21 protein-coding genes are annotated in these 16,793 nt (G+C 59.9%); 7 read left to right on the top strand and 14 right to left on the bottom strand.

Annotated features, from left to right (window positions below; translation table 11 throughout):
* Positions 1–47: 47 nt before the first annotated feature.
* Positions 48–254: a DUF1107 domain-containing protein gene (locus WA302_RS19545; protein ID WP_004933604.1), complete on the bottom strand. Its 207-nt coding sequence runs from the start codon at positions 252–254 to the stop codon at positions 48–50.
* Positions 255–584: 330 nt separating this feature from the next.
* Here WA302_RS19545 and WA302_RS19540 point away from each other — a divergent pair, with 330 nt between their 5' ends.
* The gene (locus WA302_RS19540) at positions 585–1,142 is read left to right on the top strand and encodes a YtfJ family protein (RefSeq protein WP_025305036.1); all 558 of its coding nucleotides are present in this window, start codon (positions 585–587) and stop codon (positions 1,140–1,142) included.
* Between the two features lies 1 nt (position 1,143).
* Here the strand turns inward: WA302_RS19540 and cysQ are convergent, their stop codons facing one another.
* Positions 1,144–1,884, bottom strand: coding sequence for a 3'(2'),5'-bisphosphate nucleotidase CysQ (cysQ, locus tag WA302_RS19535; RefSeq protein ID WP_004933611.1), 741 nt, complete (start codon positions 1,882–1,884; stop codon positions 1,144–1,146).
* Between the two features lie 255 nt (positions 1,885–2,139).
* Between cysQ and WA302_RS19530 the strand changes: the two genes are divergently transcribed.
* On the top strand, positions 2,140–4,092 hold the full coding sequence (locus tag WA302_RS19530; RefSeq protein ID WP_164063739.1) for a bifunctional 2',3'-cyclic-nucleotide 2'-phosphodiesterase/3'-nucleotidase: 1,953 nt from the start codon (positions 2,140–2,142) through the stop codon (positions 4,090–4,092).
* A gap of 113 nt (positions 4,093–4,205) precedes the next feature.
* A complete protein-coding gene (ytfE, locus tag WA302_RS19525) occupies positions 4,206–4,871 on the top strand; it encodes an iron-sulfur cluster repair protein YtfE (RefSeq protein WP_025305034.1) in 666 nt (221 codons plus the stop codon).
* A 43-nt stretch (positions 4,872–4,914) separates the two neighbouring features.
* Here ytfE and fklB read toward each other — a convergent pair whose 3' ends face one another.
* The gene (gene fklB, locus WA302_RS19520) at positions 4,915–5,535 is read right to left on the bottom strand and encodes an FKBP-type peptidyl-prolyl cis-trans isomerase (protein WP_004933618.1); all 621 of its coding nucleotides are present in this window, start codon (positions 5,533–5,535) and stop codon (positions 4,915–4,917) included.
* Between the two features lie 267 nt (positions 5,536–5,802).
* Between fklB and WA302_RS19515 the strand changes: the two genes are divergently transcribed.
* Positions 5,803–6,474 (top strand): OapA family protein, encoded by a 672-nt coding sequence (locus WA302_RS19515; protein ID WP_060433981.1) that lies wholly within the window; start codon positions 5,803–5,805, stop codon positions 6,472–6,474.
* A 3-nt stretch (positions 6,475–6,477) separates the two neighbouring features.
* On the opposite strand, the gene WA302_RS19510 is transcribed toward WA302_RS19515, so the two are convergent.
* The 5 genes from WA302_RS19510 to rpsF form a co-directional block, all read right to left on the bottom strand.
* The gene (locus tag WA302_RS19510) at positions 6,478–6,831 is read right to left on the bottom strand and encodes a DUF488 domain-containing protein (RefSeq protein WP_025305032.1); all 354 of its coding nucleotides are present in this window, start codon (positions 6,829–6,831) and stop codon (positions 6,478–6,480) included.
* A gap of 111 nt (positions 6,832–6,942) precedes the next feature.
* Positions 6,943–7,395 carry a 50S ribosomal protein L9 gene (gene rplI / locus WA302_RS19505; protein ID WP_004933629.1) on the bottom strand — a complete coding sequence of 151 codons (453 nt, stop codon included), beginning with the start codon at positions 7,393–7,395 and terminating at the stop codon, positions 6,943–6,945.
* Between the two features lie 39 nt (positions 7,396–7,434).
* On the bottom strand, positions 7,435–7,662 hold the full coding sequence (gene rpsR, locus WA302_RS19500; RefSeq protein WP_000135199.1) for a 30S ribosomal protein S18: 228 nt from the start codon (positions 7,660–7,662) through the stop codon (positions 7,435–7,437).
* A 4-nt stretch (positions 7,663–7,666) separates the two neighbouring features.
* Positions 7,667–7,984 (bottom strand): primosomal replication protein N, encoded by a 318-nt coding sequence (gene priB / locus WA302_RS19495; protein WP_049233092.1) that lies wholly within the window; start codon positions 7,982–7,984, stop codon positions 7,667–7,669.
* Between the two features lie 8 nt (positions 7,985–7,992).
* Positions 7,993–8,391 carry a 30S ribosomal protein S6 gene (rpsF, locus tag WA302_RS19490; RefSeq protein ID WP_004933634.1) on the bottom strand — a complete coding sequence of 133 codons (399 nt, stop codon included), beginning with the start codon at positions 8,389–8,391 and terminating at the stop codon, positions 7,993–7,995.
* A gap of 454 nt (positions 8,392–8,845) precedes the next feature.
* Here rpsF and WA302_RS19485 point away from each other — a divergent pair, with 454 nt between their 5' ends.
* Positions 8,846–9,112 (top strand): DUF1471 domain-containing protein, encoded by a 267-nt coding sequence (locus tag WA302_RS19485; RefSeq protein ID WP_043139300.1) that lies wholly within the window; start codon positions 8,846–8,848, stop codon positions 9,110–9,112.
* Between the two features lie 99 nt (positions 9,113–9,211).
* On the opposite strand, the gene WA302_RS19480 is transcribed toward WA302_RS19485, so the two are convergent.
* Together WA302_RS19480 and yjfP are read right to left on the bottom strand one after the other, a co-directional pair.
* Positions 9,212–9,586, bottom strand: a complete 375-nt coding sequence (locus WA302_RS19480; RefSeq protein ID WP_099817061.1) for a hypothetical protein — start codon at positions 9,584–9,586, stop codon at positions 9,212–9,214.
* Between the two features lie 123 nt (positions 9,587–9,709).
* Positions 9,710–10,462 carry an esterase gene (gene yjfP, locus WA302_RS19475; RefSeq protein WP_025305029.1) on the bottom strand — a complete coding sequence of 251 codons (753 nt, stop codon included), beginning with the start codon at positions 10,460–10,462 and terminating at the stop codon, positions 9,710–9,712.
* Positions 10,463–10,589: 127 nt separating this feature from the next.
* On the opposite strand from yjfP, the gene bsmA reads away from it, so the two are divergent.
* Both bsmA and WA302_RS19465 read left to right on the top strand, forming a co-directional pair.
* Positions 10,590–10,898 (top strand): biofilm peroxide resistance protein BsmA, encoded by a 309-nt coding sequence (gene bsmA / locus WA302_RS19470; protein ID WP_025305028.1) that lies wholly within the window; start codon positions 10,590–10,592, stop codon positions 10,896–10,898.
* 123 nt (positions 10,899–11,021) lie between these two features.
* On the top strand, positions 11,022–11,297 hold the full coding sequence (locus tag WA302_RS19465) for a DUF1471 domain-containing protein (protein WP_025305027.1): 276 nt from the start codon (positions 11,022–11,024) through the stop codon (positions 11,295–11,297).
* Here WA302_RS19465 and WA302_RS19460 read toward each other — a convergent pair.
* From WA302_RS19460 to rnr, 4 genes are all read right to left on the bottom strand, one after another.
* Positions 11,294–11,692 carry a DUF350 domain-containing protein gene (locus tag WA302_RS19460; RefSeq protein ID WP_016929354.1) on the bottom strand — a complete coding sequence of 133 codons (399 nt, stop codon included), beginning with the start codon at positions 11,690–11,692 and terminating at the stop codon, positions 11,294–11,296. The two genes, WA302_RS19465 and WA302_RS19460, sit on opposite strands and share 4 nt — an antisense overlap.
* Positions 11,693–11,758: 66 nt before the next feature.
* The gene (locus tag WA302_RS19455; protein ID WP_264383781.1) at positions 11,759–13,387 is read right to left on the bottom strand and encodes an isovaleryl-CoA dehydrogenase; all 1,629 of its coding nucleotides are present in this window, start codon (positions 13,385–13,387) and stop codon (positions 11,759–11,761) included.
* 116 nt (positions 13,388–13,503) lie between these two features.
* Complete coding sequence (gene rlmB, locus WA302_RS19450) at positions 13,504–14,235, bottom strand: 23S rRNA (guanosine(2251)-2'-O)-methyltransferase RlmB (RefSeq protein ID WP_197836444.1); 732 nt, start codon at positions 14,233–14,235, stop codon at positions 13,504–13,506.
* Positions 14,236–14,296: 61 nt separating this feature from the next.
* Positions 14,297–16,771: a ribonuclease R gene (gene rnr / locus WA302_RS19445; RefSeq protein WP_197836445.1), complete on the bottom strand. Its 2,475-nt coding sequence runs from the start codon at positions 16,769–16,771 to the stop codon at positions 14,297–14,299.
* Between the last annotated feature and the right edge of the window lie 22 nt (positions 16,772–16,793).

Below are 16,793 nucleotides of genomic sequence, written 5' to 3'. Positions count from 1 at the left end.
AGCGGCCCCATCGGGGCCGCATTTTTTTACCGCTGTCAGCGAGGTGTTCACCCCATCTCGGTCTGCAACAGCAGCACCTGACGGTTCACTTCAGACATCACGCTGAAATGGCGCTTGTCGCGAATCTTCGGCGGCAGGATTTTCCCTTCGTCGAATTCAAATGCGCCTACGTCCTTGATATACAGCCTTCCACGAAACAGGGTCTTAACGTACTTTGCCACTTTCAAAGGGTTATAACGCTGGAAGATTCTCATTCTTTTACGCTCCTCCCGTTGATCCATGCGCTCAGCGAGCCGCCAAAGGTGGCAGCCTCGAAATTCAGAACGCAACTTGATTGCATGTAGTAGACCCAGTAAAGACCAGAACGTTCACTTCTGCCTGGTTATCTACGCTGGATTTACACTTTTTGACAGAATTGTATATGATAATTTATAACGTTTTCAGGATATCCCTTCAAAATCTGATGATTAGCGAACCAAGGGAAAATCTGCGATCCGGTTAACAGGACAGACCTCTTATCACATCCTATGCTTTAGGCTGTCGAAGTGCTGTCGCACAAATTCCCCCCATTACAAGGAGAAAGCATGAAAACAAGTCGCATGCTGATGGTATCCCTGCTGCTCGCCCCACTTTTCGCTTCCGCGCACAACTTCCAGCTCCAGCAGCGCGTAGCGCCGGTTGGCGTCAGCGACAAAGGAGAGCTCAACTACGCTGACGGTAATTTTAGCTACCAAAACTGGAACAGCGCGCAGCTCAGTGGAAAAGTGCGAGTGATACAACATATTGCCGGCCGCAGCTCCGCCAAAGACATGAACGACCCACTGATTGAAGCGATCAAGAAAGCGAAGCTACCACACGATCGTTACCAAACGACGACAATCGTCAACACCGACGATGCCCTGATGGGCACCGCGATGTTCGTGCGCAGCAGCATTGAAGACAGCAAGAAGGAGTTCCCGTGGTCGCAGTTTATCGTCGACAGCGACGGTAACGTGCGCAAGGCCTGGGATTTGCAGCCGAAAGGCTCAGCCATCGTGGTGCTGGATAAGCAAGGGCGCATTCAGTTTGCTAAAGACGGCGCGCTGACGCCGGAAGAGGTGCAGCAGGTGATATCCAAACTGCACCAGCTGTTGGCGAACTAACTCAGAACAGCGACACCCGGAAGCCGGGGTTGAGGAAAGATTCACGCGGGGTATAGAGCAACGGCTTGCCCTGCCAATCGTGAATTTGCGCCCCGGCAGCCACCGCCACCGCATGCCCTGCGGCGGTATCCCAAATGTTGGTCGGCCCAAAGCGCGGATAAAGCTGCGCCTTGCCTTCCGCCACCAGGCAAAACTTCAGCGAGGAACCGACGGACACGGTCTGGTGCTCGCCCAGTTGCTGAAGGTAATCTTTCAGCTCGTCGTCGATATGCGAGCGGCTCACCACCACCAGCGGCGGATGCGCGTTGCTGACGCCGATCGCCTGCCGCACGCCCTTCTCTTCTTTCCAGGCCTTGCCGCGCTCCGCCAGATACAACACGTCGATCGCCGGGGCATACACCACGCCCATCACCGCCTGCCCGTCTTCAATCAGGGCGATATTGACCGTGAACTCGCCGTTGCGGTGCAAAAACTCTTTGGTGCCGTCCAACGGATCGACCAACCAGTAGCGCGTCCAGCTGCGGCGCTCTTCCCACGCCGGCGGATCCTCTTCCGACAGCAGCGGCACCTCCGGCGTCAGGGCCGCCAGGCCGCGCTTGATGATGTGATGCGCCGCCAGATCGGCCGCCGTCACCGGTGAGTCATCTTTTTTCTGTGCGACATCAAGCGGTTGTTCACCGTCGTACACCGCCATGATCGCCGCCCCCGCCTCGCGGGACAGTTGGCAAATTCGCTCTAACATCATGCACCTCAACTCTGCATCTCCGTGGGAAATTTCCCTCTGTCTCTGCTAGCAGACTAGTTTTTTTTACGCCGAATATCCATCTCAACCGGCTAAACCACGGGAAATCCTCAGATCTTGTTGGGCACAACTGTGAACTTCCCCGCGTTACCTGCTCCCGTTTTCTGCCACACTTCACAGTTTACTGTGGCAAGCAGTGTTAATTACATTTCCCTCTGCGATAACACTCGAATAATGGAATGGAGAGAACCCCAAATGATGAAGCATCCACTGACGCTGTCTGCGCTTGCGCTGCTGGTGTGCGCCTCGGCGCAGGCGGCGACCGTCGATCTGCGCGTGCTGGAAACCACCGATCTGCACAGCAACATGATGGACTTCGATTACTACAAGGACACGCCGACCGACAAATTCGGCCTGGTGCGCACCGCCAGCCTGATCCAACAGGCGCGCCAGCAGGCCGCCAACGCGGTGTTGGTGGACAACGGCGACATCATTCAGGGCAGCCCGCTCGGCGACTACATGGCAGCCAAGGGGCTGAAACCGGGTGACGTGCACCCGGTCTATAAGGCGATGAACACGCTGGACTACGTCGTCGGCAACATCGGCAACCATGAGTTCAACTACGGGCTGGACTATCTGAAGAACGCCATCGCCGGCGCCAAATTCCCGTACATCAACGCCAACGTCATCGACGCCAAAACGCAAAAACCGCTGTTCACGCCGTACATCATCGTCGATACGCCGGTGAAAGACCGTGACGGCAAGGCGCATACGCTGCGCATCGGCTATATCGGCTTCGTGCCGCCGCAGATCCTGGTGTGGGACAAAGCCAACCTGCAGGGCAAGGTGACGGTGGACGACATCACCGCCACCGCCAAGCGCTACGTGCCGCAAATGCGTAAACAGGGCGCCGATCTGGTGGTGGCGATCCCGCATTCCGGGCTGTCCAGCGAGCCTTACAAGGCAATGGCGGAGAACTCAGTCTACTACCTCAGCCAGGTGCCGGGCATCGACGCCATCATGTTCGGTCACGCCCATGCGGTGTTCCCGAGCAAAGACTTCGCCAACATCAAAGGCGCGGATATCGACAAAGGCCTGCTGAACGGCGTACCGGCGGTGATGCCGGGCCAATGGGGCGATCATCTCGGCGTGGTCGATCTGCAGCTCAACAACGATAACGGCAGTTGGAAAGTGACCGCCGCCAAAGCGGAAGCACGGCCGATCTATGACAAAGAGAACAAGACATCGCTGGCGGCGGAAGATGCCGCGCTGGTGAAAGTGTTGGCGGACGATCACAAAGGCACGCGCGAGTTCGTCAGCCAGCCGATCGGTAAATCCGACGGCAACATGTACAGCTACCTGGCGCTGGTGCAGGACGATCCGACGGTACAGATCGTCAACAATGCGCAGAAGGCCTACGTCGAACATTACATCCAGGGCGATCCGGACCTGGCCGATCTGCCGGTGCTGTCGGCGGCGGCGCCGTTCAAGGTCGGCGGCCGCAAGAACGATCCCGCCAGCTTCGTCGAAGTGGAAAAAGGCCAGCTCACCTTCCGCAACGCCGCCGATCTCTATCTCTACCCCAATACGCTGGTGGTGGTGAAGGCCAGCGGCAAAGAGGTGAAAGAGTGGCTGGAGTGCTCCGCCGGCCAGTTCAACCAGATCGACGTCAACAGCGCCAAGCCGCAGGGCTTGATCAACTGGGACGGCTTCCGCACCTATAACTTCGACGTGATCGACGGCGTCAACTACCAGATCGACGTCAGCCAGCCGGCGCGTTACGACGGCGAATGCCAGCTGATCAACGAGAAGGCGGAGCGTATCAAACAGCTGACCTTTAACGGCAAGCCTATCGATCCGAACGCCACCTTCCTGGTTGCCACCAACAACTATCGCGCCTACGGCGGCAAGTTTGCCGGCACCGGCGACAAACATATCGCCTTCGCTTCGCCGGATGAAAACCGCTCGGTGCTGGCGACCTACATCAGCGCCGAAACCCAGCGGCATGGCGCGGTGCGCCCGCAGGCGGACAACAATTGGCGTTTGGCTAACTTCAGCAGCAAGCAGCCGCTGGATATTCGCTTCGAGACCTCGCCTTCGGACAAAGCGACGGCGTTTATCAAAGAGCACGCCCAATACCCGATGACCACCGAAGGCAATGACCGTATCGGTTTCGCGGTCTATCGCATCGATTTAAGCGCGAAATAATCACCAGGCCGGGGCACTCCCCCGGCCATCACCTCTATTTTCCCGCTGGCGCGCCCTTTAAATTGCATTTAAAATGCATGTTATAAAATCCCTTCGTTTAAAGAGGCACTACCATGGATTACCGCAATCAATCCCTTGGCGCGCTCGCTATCGCCATTCCCCGGGCATCCCGCCTGTTTCGCCAGCATCAGCTGGATTTCTGCTGCGGAGGCCGGCAATCGCTGGCACGCGCCGCCGAGCGCAAAGGGCTGGATATCGACACACTGGAAAACGAACTGGCCGCCTTGGCCGCCACACCGGAGCAGAGTCGGGACTGGCGCACGGCGCCGCTCGGTGAAGTAATTGATTACATTCTGCCGCGCTTTCATCAGCGGCACCGCGAGCAGCTGGCCGAACTGGTGCTGATGGCGGAAAAAGTCGAACGTGTGCACGGTGACAAACCCACCTGCCCGCGCGGACTGGCGAAGCAGCTGAACCTGATCCGCCTGGATCTGGAGAATCACATGATGAAAGAGGAACAGATCCTGTTCCCGCTGATCAAACAAGGCATGGGGCCGCAGGCCGCCGGACCGATCTCAGTGATGGAACATGAGCATGACGAGGCGGGTGAACAACTGGAGGTGGTGAAGTTCCTCACCGATAACGTGACGCCACCGGAGGGCGCCTGCACCACCTGGCGGGCGCTGTACAACGGCCTCGACGAGTTCATCGGCGATCTGATGGAGCACATCAGCCTGGAAAACAATCTGCTGTTCCCGCGCGCGCTGAGCGGCGCATAAAACAAGGGCGCCATAAAGGCGCCCAGAGCAATCTTCGGTAGGATTACAGGATTTCCAGCAGCTCGACGTCGAACACCAGCGCGCTGAACGGCGGGATGGACGCGCCTGCGCCACGTTCGCCGTAGGCCAGGTTGTGCGGGATATACAGCTGCCATTTGGAACCGACCGGCATCAGGGTCAGCGCTTCAATCCAGCCTGGGATCACGCCGCTGACCGGGAATTCTGCCGGCTGGCCACGCTCGACCGAGCTGTCGAACACGTCGCCGTTGATCAGACGACCGGTGTAGTGCACACGCACGCGATCCTGACGGGACGGGATTGGGCCGTTGCCCTGCTCCAGTACGGAGAACTGCAGGCCAGACTCGGTCAGCGTCACGTCGTCGCGCTTAGCGTTGTCGTCCAGGAATTTCTGGCCTTCAACGGCCATCGCCTGCTGGCGCTCGCGGCGCACCGCATCCGCACGCTCGTGGATTTCACGCAGCGCACGGTGCACCACGTCTACCGGAACCGCCGGGGCATTCCCTTCCAGCGCGTCGCGCAGACCCGCCAGCAAAGCTTCCGGTTGCAAACCTTCCAGCCCGGACTCTTGCAGCTGCTGGCCGACCTGTAAACCAATCCCGTAACTTGCTTGCGCTTCAACGCTGTCAAAAGAAGGGGTTGTCATGGGGTTTTCCTTAAGTCTGTAAAAAGTCGAAAGCGCAGCATAACAGCGCGTCAATGCCGGGTAAAATCTTGTGTGGAGAATGATGACTTTTGTCGTAGAAAAAGAAACAATAACCTTCTGTTAACGCCCGCAGCCGCAAACGCCGGCCCTGCCGCTCAGCCGCCTTTCACTTCAATCAGTTAGCGGACTATACTGAAAGCAGGATATCGGGCAGGCAACGCGCTTGCCGCGCCGCGCTCATTATTACGCCGTCGAAGAGAGGTCACCATGGGCAGAATCGCGCCCAGGAGAAGGAAAACCACCCGCATCTACCAGCCGCTGCTGCGCACCTGGCTGAACGTCAGCCAGCGCCTGAAACCGGGCGCCGCACCCACGTCTGAAGGCGCGGAACCGCCATCGGAGCCACCGCCGGCCAACGACAAAATGCAGCAGGTCAAAGCGCTGCTGGCCAAAGTCTGGCATCTGCCGGACGGTTTCCATTGGATGGAGCCGCTGCCCTACTTTCACCGCCGCTGGGTGCTGATCTTCGGCATCATCCTACTGTTGGCGTTGCTGTGGCCCTATTCGCCCGAAAGACAGCCGTTCCCGGTCTCCCACCAAGAAACCAGCGTGCCACTGCAGGCCGATCTGCAAAACGACGGCGGTACCACTTCAGCCAACGAACCGACGCCGGCAGGCAACTGGCAGCGTTACCAAATCCAGCCAGGCCAGACCCTGGCCCAGCTGTTTCGCGATAACAATCTGCCGGTAAATGAAGTGTTTGCCATGGCGCAGGTGGAAGGCGGCGACAAGCCGCTGAGCAACATGAAAGCCGGCCAGGAAGTGCGTATCGAACGCGACGCTAACGGCGTGATTAACGCGCTGTCAGTCACCACCGTGGACAACAGCCAGGCGCTGTTCCGCCGCCAGGCCGACGGCAGCTACCGCCGGGAACGCTAATCCCTACAGCTGCGCCAGCAAAAACTCGCGCAGCACCACGCCCTGGTTGTGCTCGGTGTCCTTGCTGCCATACAGCAGCGTCAGCGTTTTCCCCTGCCGTAAGAGCGCCACCAGCGGCTGCCAGGCGTCGTTGGTAGCCAGCTGTTGGCGGTAACGCTCTTCGAAGACTGTCCACTGGTCGGTATGCTGATGGAACCACTTGCGCAGTTCGTCATCCGGCGCCACCTGTTTCAGCCACTGCACGCCCGTCAGCCGCTCCTTGCTGATACCGCGCGGCCATAGCCGGTCTATCAGATAACAGTGTTCCGGCGCCGGCGCGCTGAAGTCATAAACCCGCTGCAGCATAATCTTTGCCATCGCTCGCTCTCCTTTTTATCCCGTCTTCAAGCGTAGCGCGTTTTGCCGGGCGCAGAAAAGCAAAACGCCAGCGCGAGGCTGGCGTTTTAACCGGGTTAACAGCAGCGTAAATTACGCTTCTGCAACCACAACTACATTCAGCTGTGCGAACACGTCACTGTGTACCTGGAAGTGCACTTCGTGCTCACCAGTGGTACGCAGAACGCCGTTCGGCAGACGAACTTCGCTCTTGGCAACTTCAACGCCTGCCGCAGTCACTGCGTCAGCGATGTCGCGGGTGCCGATAGAGCCGAACAGTTTACCTTCGTCGCCAGATTTGGAAGCGATGGTCACTGAACCCAGTTCGTTGATCTTGGTTGCGCGAGCTTCAGCAGCAGCCAGAACGTCAGCCAGTTTGGCTTCCAGTTCAGCACGGCGTGCTTCGAAGAACTCAACGTTTTTCTTGGTAGCAGGAACAGCTTTGCCCTGTGGTACCAGGAAGTTACGAGCGTAGCCCGCTTTAACGTTAACTTGATCACCCAGGCTGCCCAGGTTTGCTACTTTATCAAGCAGAATAACTTGCATTACCTTATCCTCTCAAAGTCGTTAATGGACAGTGGCCGATTACTGATGACGATCAGTGTACGGCAACAAAGACAGGTAGCGCGCGCGCTTGATAGCACGGGCCAGCTGGCGCTGATATTTTGCACGAGTACCGGTGATACGGCTCGGTACAATTTTACCACTTTCGGTGATGTAGTTTTTCAGCGTAGCGATGTCTTTATAGTCAATCTCTTGAACGCCTTCCGCGGTGAAACGGCAGAACTTGCGACGACGGAAATAACGTGCCATTTGGCTAGTCTCCAGAATCTATCAATTCAATCTGCTCGGCATGCAGAACCAATTTGCTCAGCCCGTTGCGCCCTTGATGGCAGCTTACAAAGCCTTGCACGGTAATCTGACTGCCGACCGTTAATCTTTGAGTTAGTGCTTGTGACTGTTGTCCGCTGACAACCACGGGCATTCGGCACCATGCTTGTCTGCTGAATCCGGCTTCCATCTGCTGCGAACGGTGCTCTAGCACAAATTGGCAGTGCGGTATCCCGGAAGGACTCACTTTTCGAACCGGCGCCTTGCACACAGTGCCCGACAAGACCAGACGATTAGCCGTCACGACGGCAATTACTCTTCAGAATCCCCAGCATCTGCATCATCTGCGGTTTCGTTAGCGAAGTCTTCGCGGCGATCGCCACGACGTTCGTCTTTCGCTTTAACCATCGGAGATGCTTCAGTTACCGCGTGCTTAACGCGCATAACCATGCTGCGGATAACGGCGTCGTTGAAGCGGAAGTTAGTTTCCAGCTCATCGATCGCTTCCTGCGGCGCTTCAACGTTCAGCAGAACGTAGTGAGCTTTGTGCAGTTTGTTGATCGGATAAGCCAGCTGACGGCGGCCCCAGTCTTCCAGACGGTGAATCTGACCTTGCGCGTTAGTGATGGTAGCACTGTAACGCTCGATCATGCCCGGAACCTGTTCGCTTTGGTCAGGATGGACCATAAAAACGATTTCGTAATGACGCATCGAATTGCTCCTTACGGATTATTCAGCCTCCTGTCAGGGTCAACCGCGGCCCATGGAAGCAAGGAACGTGTTTAGTGTGCGGCTGAAAAATGACGCGTAATCATACTGACGCAGGGCGGGAAACTCAAGGACTGCGTGGGTTTTATTCGCGTTAATGCGAGGCGCTATGGGAAATAGCACGATTTGCTCGTGGGTGAACCTATGTACGCCGATCCATGGGTTTCAAAAATCTTTCAATGAAATCAGCGCTGAGTCACAAATCTATTTCATTTTTTTTGAAAGAGGTCATCAAAACACCCCACTTTTTAATCCGCAGTAACGGACTAAAATTAACCATATCCGCCGCAGACAGCGCGACGAAAAAGATTTCAGGTTATTCAATGCAGATAAATGACTTTTTGCCGCAGCGACACTCGCTGTCAGGCCGTAACGGCAAAGGGTTAAGAGAGGCACTATGAAACGCATTATTCTCGCGACGGCGCTGGCCGCCCTGTTCTCCGCCAACGTGATGGCCGCGACGGAGATTAGCTCGCACCAGGCCGATCAACGCCAGAGCGTTGGCTTCGTCACCCTGAACCAGAACGTGGTTTCGCCGGATGACGCCAGCAGCCAGGTCAGTAAAATCGCCGATCAACGCGGCGCGACCTCTTATCGCATCATCGCCCTGCACGAACCGGGCGACAACAGCACGATGCACGTCAGCGCCGAGCTGTACCGCTAAAAAGACGCGCCACGCCAGGGAAATCCCCAGGGCTTCATCAGAAAGCCCGCTCAATCCTCGCCGGAGCGCCGCTTGTCGGGCGCTCCACTTTCTCACCTGTCACAGCTTGAGCAACGCCGGCGCGCTGAACGCTTTGCCCGGATTGTGCAATTGCAGCGCCATCCGCAGATAGTTTGTCCGCGTTTGCAGCAGCTCGGCGCTTTGCGTCAGCGTCACCCGCTGCTCGAAGGAGAGCGTACCGGCCGCCGCGGTGTGAGTGGCCGCCGCTTTCGGCGCGAAGGCAAACAGCGCCGTCAGGTTTTGCACCGTCTGCACGGTGATGCGCGACAGCGGATCCACCTTGTTTTGCCGCACCTTGCCGTCGGCTGCCCCCAACATCTCGCTGAAGGCCGCTGAGTTAAGATCGGCGCGCACTTTCATCGTTCCCACCAGCCCGCGCGCTGTCTCGGCCGTATTGCTGATACCCTTTATCATGCTCTCCGCTCCTTGCTGCCCTGAAAGAATTCACGCTGACATTCTCCTCCGCCATGCGTCAAACAATGACCGAAACAGCCCGCAGAGAGCGGCGCAATTCCACGCATCGCGCCCGGATGCGTATTACAGCTCGCGGAGGAAGAAATCGGTGGTAGCGGACAGCGCCAGCGGCGTGATGCGGTGCTTCACGCCCGGCTCGACGAGCGACGTCAAGCGGCCATCTGCGCCTTGCTGCCGCAGTTCAGCCGCCAAACGCAGGCTGTCCGCCGCCGGCACCACGTCGTCCGTCTCGCCGTGCCACAGCAGCAGCGGCCGCCCGGCGATCGTCTCCAAACGCCCTTCCAGCTCATACTCCGCCAACACGGCGGTGCGCGCCGCAAACGCCGCCGGCGAGAGTGCCTCGCCCTCTTCGCCCAACGGCGGATACAGCGTTTGCGCCAGCGCACGGTAATAGCCTGAGCCCATCAGGCTGGCGGCCGCCCGGATCCACGGAAAGCGCGCGAAGGCGCCCAGCGCGGTCATGCCGCCCATTGAGGCGCCGGCGACGCCAATGCGGCCGTCGACGATCAGGCCAAGCCGCTCGAAATGCGCCTTGATCTGCGGCAGTTCGTCGATATTGCTGCGCAGGATCTCCCAGAATGACGCCAGGCGCTGCGCCTCATCGCCGTCGAATCGCTCGCCGTGCCGATCGGCATCCGGCAACACCGCCCGAAAACCGGCACGCGCCAGCGCATAGGCGAAGTAGGCGTACACCTCTTTCGACGAGGTATAACCATGGCAGAAGAACACCGTCGGCAGCGGCCGATGATACTGCCCCGCCGGCACCGCATGGATCACCGCGATATCGCCCACTCGCTCGTCATGAATTTCGATCATCCGTTCATCCTCACTCCACCTGTTGGCCTTAATCATGACAAACTTGCGCGAAGCAGCGTTAGCTCAATCTGTTACAGCTTATATTGCGTTACACTGAAGCCATCGCACCGGCTCTTTCGAGGTCACCATGACGCTAGTCCGCACACTCATCGCCCTGACGCTGGCCGCACAGCTTTCCGCCTGCGGCATCATGACCACCACGCCGAAACCGCCACCGCCCCCCACCGCACAGGCGCAGGAGATCGTCCGCGCGCAGACCGCCGCACTGGCGAAAATGGGCACCATCACCGCCGTGGTGCGCGGCAGTCCGATGGACGTGGAAGCGGAGATCCAACGCAAGGCCACCGCCGCCGGCGCCCGTTATTACGTGATCATCATGAACAGCGAAACCGTCGTGCCGGGCCAATGGTATTCCCAGGCGATCCTGTATCGTTAAGGCGGGGATTTTTTAAGCAGATTTACACTGGCTTTGCACTGGCTGAAGAAGGGTGTTGCACACTGAGGGACAGCATGCCGCATGTTGCGGGTGTCGATTCAGGATCTGACGAAGGGGAACGCCATGAAACGCTCCACCGCACTCACCTCCCTCTTGCTTTCCATGGGATTGCTCAGCACCGGCGCACAGTCCGCCGAGCTGGCGCCCGCCGATCGCGTGACGCCGCTCAGTGAAATCGCCGAGATCACTTTCAACGATCTGCCCGGTTCGCCGCAGGAAGCGGAACTGGCCATTGCCCGCACCGCCGACCAACACGGCGCCAGCTATTACCGCATCCTGCGGATGGAAGAACAGGCGCACCCGCTTGGCTGGCGCGCCTCCGCCATCTTATACCTTTAATAGCTCATGCAAGCCGCATTCAACACGCCGCCGCTAACGGAGACGCCCCCCAGGAAAATCCCGGCGGCCAGGTGATTCGCTTCGATCTTTTCGCTGATGCGCGGCATGTAGATCTTCACGGCGGCGAACAGCAGCAGTTGCACCACCAGCGCCACCACGCCCCACAGCAGGTAATCCAGCAGGCTGATCGAGTTGATCGCCGCGCTGGCCAGCGGGATCACATACCCCAGGCAGGCGCCGATGAAAGCAAAGGCGGCGGATTGATTATCGGCCTTGATCAGCGCCCATTCATCGTGCGGGGTGATACGGGTATAGACGAACAGAAACACCAAAATCATGGCGAAGCCGCTGAAGAAGTAAGAGGCAAACGCCGCCAACGCGCTGAGAATATCCATGTGCATTTTCCTGTCGGAGTGAGGCTGAATTAAAAAGGTTTTCGCCGCCGGGCGCCACCCTTTTCCCTAACCGCCGATGGCGCGGTTCAGCAGCAGTTCGCACACCTCGGCCGACAGCAGGCTCTCGCCACGGTGATCCAGCGTCAGATGACACCAGGCGTCGGCGATCTGCGGGCTGGCGTGCTGCAGCAGCTGCGCGGCGCAGCACAGGTCGAACAGCTGCTGGGTCAGCAGCCGCCCCATCTCTTCACGCGGTTGCCGGGCACGCTGCTGCCACTGCCGCCAGGCGCGATCGAACAACCGATTCTGGCCGCGCACCGGCTGCAGCTCGAACTGCAACATCTCGAGCGCGCCCGGCAGTTTGTGCAGGCTGCGCAACACGTCCAGACACATGATGTTGCCAGAGCCCTCCCAGATGCTGTTCACCGGCATTTCACGGTACAGGCGCGGCAGTTCACTCTCCTCGCAGTAACCGATGCCGCCCAGCACCTCCATCGCCTCGGCGATGAACGGCATGCCCTGGCGGCAAATGCTGTATTTGGCCGCCGGGGTCAGCAGACGGCTGTAGATCAGTTCGCCTTCATTGCTGCGGCTTTCCCAGGCGCGAGCCAGCCGGAACAGCAACGCAGTATGCCCTTCCAGCCGCAGCGCCATGCGCGCCAAGACCTGGCGCATCAGCGGTTGTTCTATCAACAGCTTGCCGAACGCCTGCCGCTGCAGCGCATGATACAGCGCCACCGACAGCCCGCGGCGCATCAGGCCGTGGCTGCCCAGCGAACAGTCGAAACGGGTCAGGCCGCCCATCTTCAGGATATGCCGCACGCCGTCGCCCTCATCGCCCAGCAGCCAGGCCGCGGCATCCTGAAACTCCACCTCGCTGCTGGCGTTGGAGCGGTTGCCCAGCTTGTCTTTCAACCGCTCAAGGCGAATGGCGTTGCGGCTGCCGTCCGGCAAAATGCGCGGCAGGAAGAAGCAGGACAGCCCGCCTTCGGCCTGCGCCAGCACCAGGTGCGCATCGCTCTGCGGCACTGAGAAGAACCACTTGTGCCCCACCAGCCGGTAGGCTTCGCCCGGCCCGCGCGCGCCGAGCGGCGTGGCGGTGGTGGTATTGCTCAAGACATCGGAGCCGCCCTGTTTCTCCGTCATGCCCATGCCGATCAGCAGACCGCGCTTTTGCCCGCCCGGCAGCAGGTGAGCGTCATAACGGTCCGACAGCAGCGGCGTCAGCCAGGAGCGAAACTCGGCCGGTAAAGCCTGCAGCAACAGCGGCGTGGCGCCGAAGGTCATGGTCACCGGGCACAGCGTGCCGGCCTCGACCTGCGCATGCAGCATAAAGCGCGCGGCGCGCGCCACGAAGGAACCGATGCGCGCATCCTCCTGCCAGGGCAGGTTGTGCACCCGATTGGCGATCAGGCCCTGCATCAGAATATGCCAGGCGGGGTGAAAGCGAACGTCGTCCAGCCGCTGGCCAGTGGCGTCGTAGCGCAACAGTTCCGGCGGGTTGGCGTTAGCCAGCCGCCCCAGCTCCAGCGACTCCTGGGTACCGAGCTGCTGGCCCAGCGAGGCCAATACCTCGGCGTCCCAACCGCCTTGTTCACGCTGCAACGCTTCGCGCAGCGGCGTATCGGAGAGAAACAGGTTGCTGTTGCCCAGCGGCTTGGGTTGGTTAAAAACGGTGTGCGTAGTCCAGACCATGAGAGTGCTCCCTGAAAAAAGCGTCAGGGATAAGTATGGTCGGCGCAGAGATTTCTGCCGCAGGCGGGATCACAAGAGGGGGAATTAACGGGGGCACGGGGCCCCCGTCAGAAGAATCAGCCGCGCTGACGCACCGCTTCGAACAGGCAGATGCCGGTGGCGACCGACACGTTCAGCGAAGAGACGGTGCCGGCCATCGGGATGCTGATCAGCTCGTCGCAGTGTTCGCGAGTCAGGCGACGCATGCCTTCGCCTTCCGCGCCCATCACCAGCGCCATCGGGCCGGTCATTTTGCTCTGATACAGCGTATGGTCGGCTTCGCCGGCGGTGCCCACCACCCAGACATTCATCTCTTGCAGCTGACGCAGCGTACGCGCCAGGTTGGTCACGCGGATCAACGGCACGTTTTCGGCGGCACCACAGGCCACTTTCTTGGCGGTGGCGTTCAGCTGGGCGGAACGGTCGCGCGGCACGATCACCGCGTGCACGCCGGCTGCGTCGGCGCTGCGCAGGCAGGCACCGAGATTGTGCGGGTCGGTCACGCCGTCCAGCACCAGCAGGAACGGGGTCGCCACGCTTTCCAGCAGGCCTGGCAGATCGTTCTCCTGATACTGACGCCCTTCGCGCACCCGGGCGATGATCCCCTGGTGCACCGCGCCTTCAACCTTGTCATCCAGCCATTGGCGGTTCGCCACCTGGATCACGATGCCGGTCGCTTCCAGCTCGGCGATCAGCGGTTGCAGACGGCGATCTTCGCGGCCTTTCAGGATAAACACTTCCAGGAAGCGTTGCGGATCGCGCTCTAACAGGGCTTTGACGGCGTGGATGCCGTAAATAATTTCGCTCATGATGCTCTTTTAAATTCGTGCGGCCGGCGATAACCGGCCGATGATAACGATGTGCGGCAGGTTAAGCCTGCTCGGCACCTTTCTTCTTGGCTGCGCGTTTGGCTTTGGTCGCCGCCGCGATTTTCCGCGTTTTGTCGGACGCTTTCTTGGCTTTCTTTTTCGCCTTCTTCACGTTGTCCGCAGGCTTGGTGTCATCCTGCTTGCGGAAGGCGCTGTCCGGTTCGAAGTTGGCCGGCGGTTTGCCGCCGCGGCGCTTGCCGCGCCCCGCGTTGCCGCTGTCGCGCAGCGTGCGCTGGCCGCCCTTCTTGGCGCGATCGCGCTCGGTTTTGCCTTCACCGCGCGCTTTGCGGGTGCTGGATACCAGCGCGAAGTCGATCTTGCGCTCGTCCATATGCACCGCATCCACGCGGATCTCCACCGTATCCCCCAGGCGATAGACCGTGCCGGAAGACTCGCCGATCAGGCGCTGGCCGATATTATCGTAGCGATAGTAATCATTATCCAGCGTTGATACGTGCACCAGCCCGTCGATAAACAGATCGTTCAGGCGCACGAAGAAGCCGAAGCCGGTCACGCTGGAGATGATGCCGCTGAACACTTCACCGACGTGATCCTGCATGAAGTCGCACTTCAGCCAGTCGGCGACGTTGCGCGTCGCTTCGTCCGCGCGGCGCTCGGTCATCGAACAGTGCTCGCCCAGCTGCAGCATCTCTTCGAATTCGCTGTGCCAGCCGCCGGTCGGCGTCCAGCGCTCTTTCGGCTCGCCGTGTTCTTTAGCCAGCTGGTATTTGATCGCACGGTGCAGCGCCAGATCCGGATAACGGCGGATCGGCGAGGTGAAGTGGCCGTAAGACGCCAGCGCCAGGCCGAAGTGACCGCGGTTTTCCGGATCGTAAATCGCCTGCTTCATCGAACGCAGCAGCATGGTTTGCAGCATTTCGTGGTCAGGGCGCTCGGTCACTTCATCCATCAGCACCGCATAGTCCTTCGGCTGCGGCTTGTTGCCGCCGCCCAGCGTCAGCCCCAGCTCGCTCAGCACGCTGCGCAGCGCAGAGATGTGGTCGTCGCTCGGACGATCGTGCACGCGGTACAGCGCCGGCTCGTTGCGTTTCTCGACGAAGCGCGCGGCCGCCACGTTGGCCATGATCATGCACTCTTCGATCAGCTTGTGGGCGTCGTTGCGCACCGTCGGCTCCACGCGCTCGATGCGGCGTTCGGCGTTGAAGATGAACTTGGCTTCTTCGGTTTCAAACGCGATGCCGCCGCGCTCGGCGCGCGCCTTATCCAGCACCTTATACATCGCGTGCAGCTCTTCCAGGTGCTTGACCAGCGGGTGGTAATGCTCGCGCAGCTCCTGATCGCCCTGCAGAATGTGCCACACCTTGTTGTAGGTCAGGCGGGCGTGCGAGCTCATCACCGCCTCGTAGAATTTGGCCGTGGACAGGCGCCCCTGGGCAGAGATGGTCATCTCGCATACCATGCACAGGCGATCGACCTGTGGGTTCAGGGAGCACAGTCCGTTGGACAGCACTTCCGGCAGCATCGGGATCACCTGCGACGGGAAGTAGACCGAGTTGCCACGGCTGCGCGCTTCGTCATCCAGCGCGGTGCGTGGACGCACATAGTAGCTGACGTCGGCTATCGCGACCCACAGGCGCCAGCCGCCGCCGCGTTTTTTCTCGCAGTACACAGCGTCGTCGAAGTCGCGCGCATCTTCACCGTCGATGGTGACCAACGGCAGTTTGCGCAGATCGACGCGGCCCTTCTTGGCCGCTTCCGGCACCTGCTCGCTGAGATCGGCCACCTGCTTTTCCACCTGCGGCGGCCAGGTATGCGGGATCTCATGGGTGCGCAGCGCGATGTCCACCGCCATGCTGGTGCCCATTTTGTCGCCGAGGATCTCGACGATCTTGCCGACCGCCTTGGTACGGCGGGTCGGGCGCTGAGTCAGCTCCACCACCACCATAAAGCCCATGCGCGCGCCGCTGACGCTGTCGGCTGGGATCAGAATATCGAAGCTCAGACGGCTGTCGTCCGGCACCACGAAGCCGGTACCGGCGTCCATGAAGAAGCGGCCGACAATCTGGCTGGTTTTCGGCACCAGCACGCGCACGATGCGCGCTTCGCGGCGCCCTTTACGGTCCGCACCCAGCGCCTGCGCCAGCACCACATCACCGTGGATCGCCATTTTCATCTGTTCGGCAGACAGGTACAGATCGTCTTTGCTGCCTTCAACGCGCAGGAAGCCGTAGCCGTCGCGGTGGCCGATCACCGTGCCGCGCAGCAGATCCAAACGCTCCGGCAGCGCATAGCACTGGCGGCGGGTAAACACTAACTGGCCATCGCGCTCCATGGCGCGCAGGCGGCGACGCAGCGCTTCCAGCTGCTCTTCACCGCTGAGGCCCAATTCGTTGCCCAGTTCTTCGCGACTGGCCGGCGTTTCTCGTTTCGCCAAATGGGCCAGGATAAATTCACGGCTGGGGATAGGGGATTCGTATTTTTCTGCTTCTCGTTCCAGGAATGGATCTTGTGACATTGCGGTTCCTCCGTTGTCATCA

Source organism: Serratia sp. 201 (assembly GCF_037027545.1).
In the GTDB taxonomy this organism is placed as follows: Bacteria; Pseudomonadota; Gammaproteobacteria; order Enterobacterales; family Enterobacteriaceae; genus Serratia; species Serratia bockelmannii.
Note: the sequence above shows the minus strand (reverse complement) of the source record. Positions and strands in the feature narration are given on the sequence as shown.

Bases quoted from the DNA above. Each gene is read 5' to 3' on its own strand.
- WA302_RS19515 (WP_060433981.1), top strand. From the start codon at position 5,803: ATGGGCAGAATCGCGCCCAGGAGAAGGAAAACCACCCGCATCTACCAG.
- rpsR (WP_000135199.1), bottom strand. From the start codon at position 7,662: ATGGCACGTTATTTCCGTCGTCGCAAGTTCTGCCGTTTCACCGCGGAA.
- rlmB (WP_197836444.1), bottom strand. From the start codon at position 14,235: ATGAGCGAAATTATTTACGGCATCCACGCCGTCAAAGCCCTGTTAGAG.
- rplI (WP_004933629.1), bottom strand. From the start codon at position 7,395: ATGCAAGTTATTCTGCTTGATAAAGTAGCAAACCTGGGCAGCCTGGGT.
- rnr (WP_197836445.1), bottom strand. From the start codon at position 16,771: ATGTCACAAGATCCATTCCTGGAACGAGAAGCAGAAAAATACGAATCC.
- cysQ (WP_004933611.1), bottom strand. From the start codon at position 1,884: ATGTTAGAGCGAATTTGCCAACTGTCCCGCGAGGCGGGGGCGGCGATC.
- WA302_RS19530 (WP_164063739.1), top strand. From the start codon at position 2,140: ATGATGAAGCATCCACTGACGCTGTCTGCGCTTGCGCTGCTGGTGTGC.
- WA302_RS19480 (WP_099817061.1), bottom strand. From the start codon at position 9,586: ATGATAAAGGGTATCAGCAATACGGCCGAGACAGCGCGCGGGCTGGTG.
- WA302_RS19540 (WP_025305036.1), top strand. From the start codon at position 585: ATGAAAACAAGTCGCATGCTGATGGTATCCCTGCTGCTCGCCCCACTT.
- WA302_RS19460 (WP_016929354.1), bottom strand. From the start codon at position 11,692: ATGGATATTCTCAGCGCGTTGGCGGCGTTTGCCTCTTACTTCTTCAGC.
- WA302_RS19510 (WP_025305032.1), bottom strand. From the start codon at position 6,831: ATGGCAAAGATTATGCTGCAGCGGGTTTATGACTTCAGCGCGCCGGCG.
- rpsF (WP_004933634.1), bottom strand. From the start codon at position 8,391: ATGCGTCATTACGAAATCGTTTTTATGGTCCATCCTGACCAAAGCGAA.
- WA302_RS19545 (WP_004933604.1), bottom strand. From the start codon at position 254: ATGAGAATCTTCCAGCGTTATAACCCTTTGAAAGTGGCAAAGTACGTT.
- fklB (WP_004933618.1), bottom strand. From the start codon at position 5,535: ATGACAACCCCTTCTTTTGACAGCGTTGAAGCGCAAGCAAGTTACGGG.
- WA302_RS19465 (WP_025305027.1), top strand. From the start codon at position 11,022: ATGAAACGCTCCACCGCACTCACCTCCCTCTTGCTTTCCATGGGATTG.
- yjfP (WP_025305029.1), bottom strand. From the start codon at position 10,462: ATGATCGAAATTCATGACGAGCGAGTGGGCGATATCGCGGTGATCCAT.
- ytfE (WP_025305034.1), top strand. From the start codon at position 4,206: ATGGATTACCGCAATCAATCCCTTGGCGCGCTCGCTATCGCCATTCCC.
- bsmA (WP_025305028.1), top strand. From the start codon at position 10,590: ATGACGCTAGTCCGCACACTCATCGCCCTGACGCTGGCCGCACAGCTT.
- WA302_RS19485 (WP_043139300.1), top strand. From the start codon at position 8,846: ATGAAACGCATTATTCTCGCGACGGCGCTGGCCGCCCTGTTCTCCGCC.
- WA302_RS19455 (WP_264383781.1), bottom strand. From the start codon at position 13,387: ATGGTCTGGACTACGCACACCGTTTTTAACCAACCCAAGCCGCTGGGC.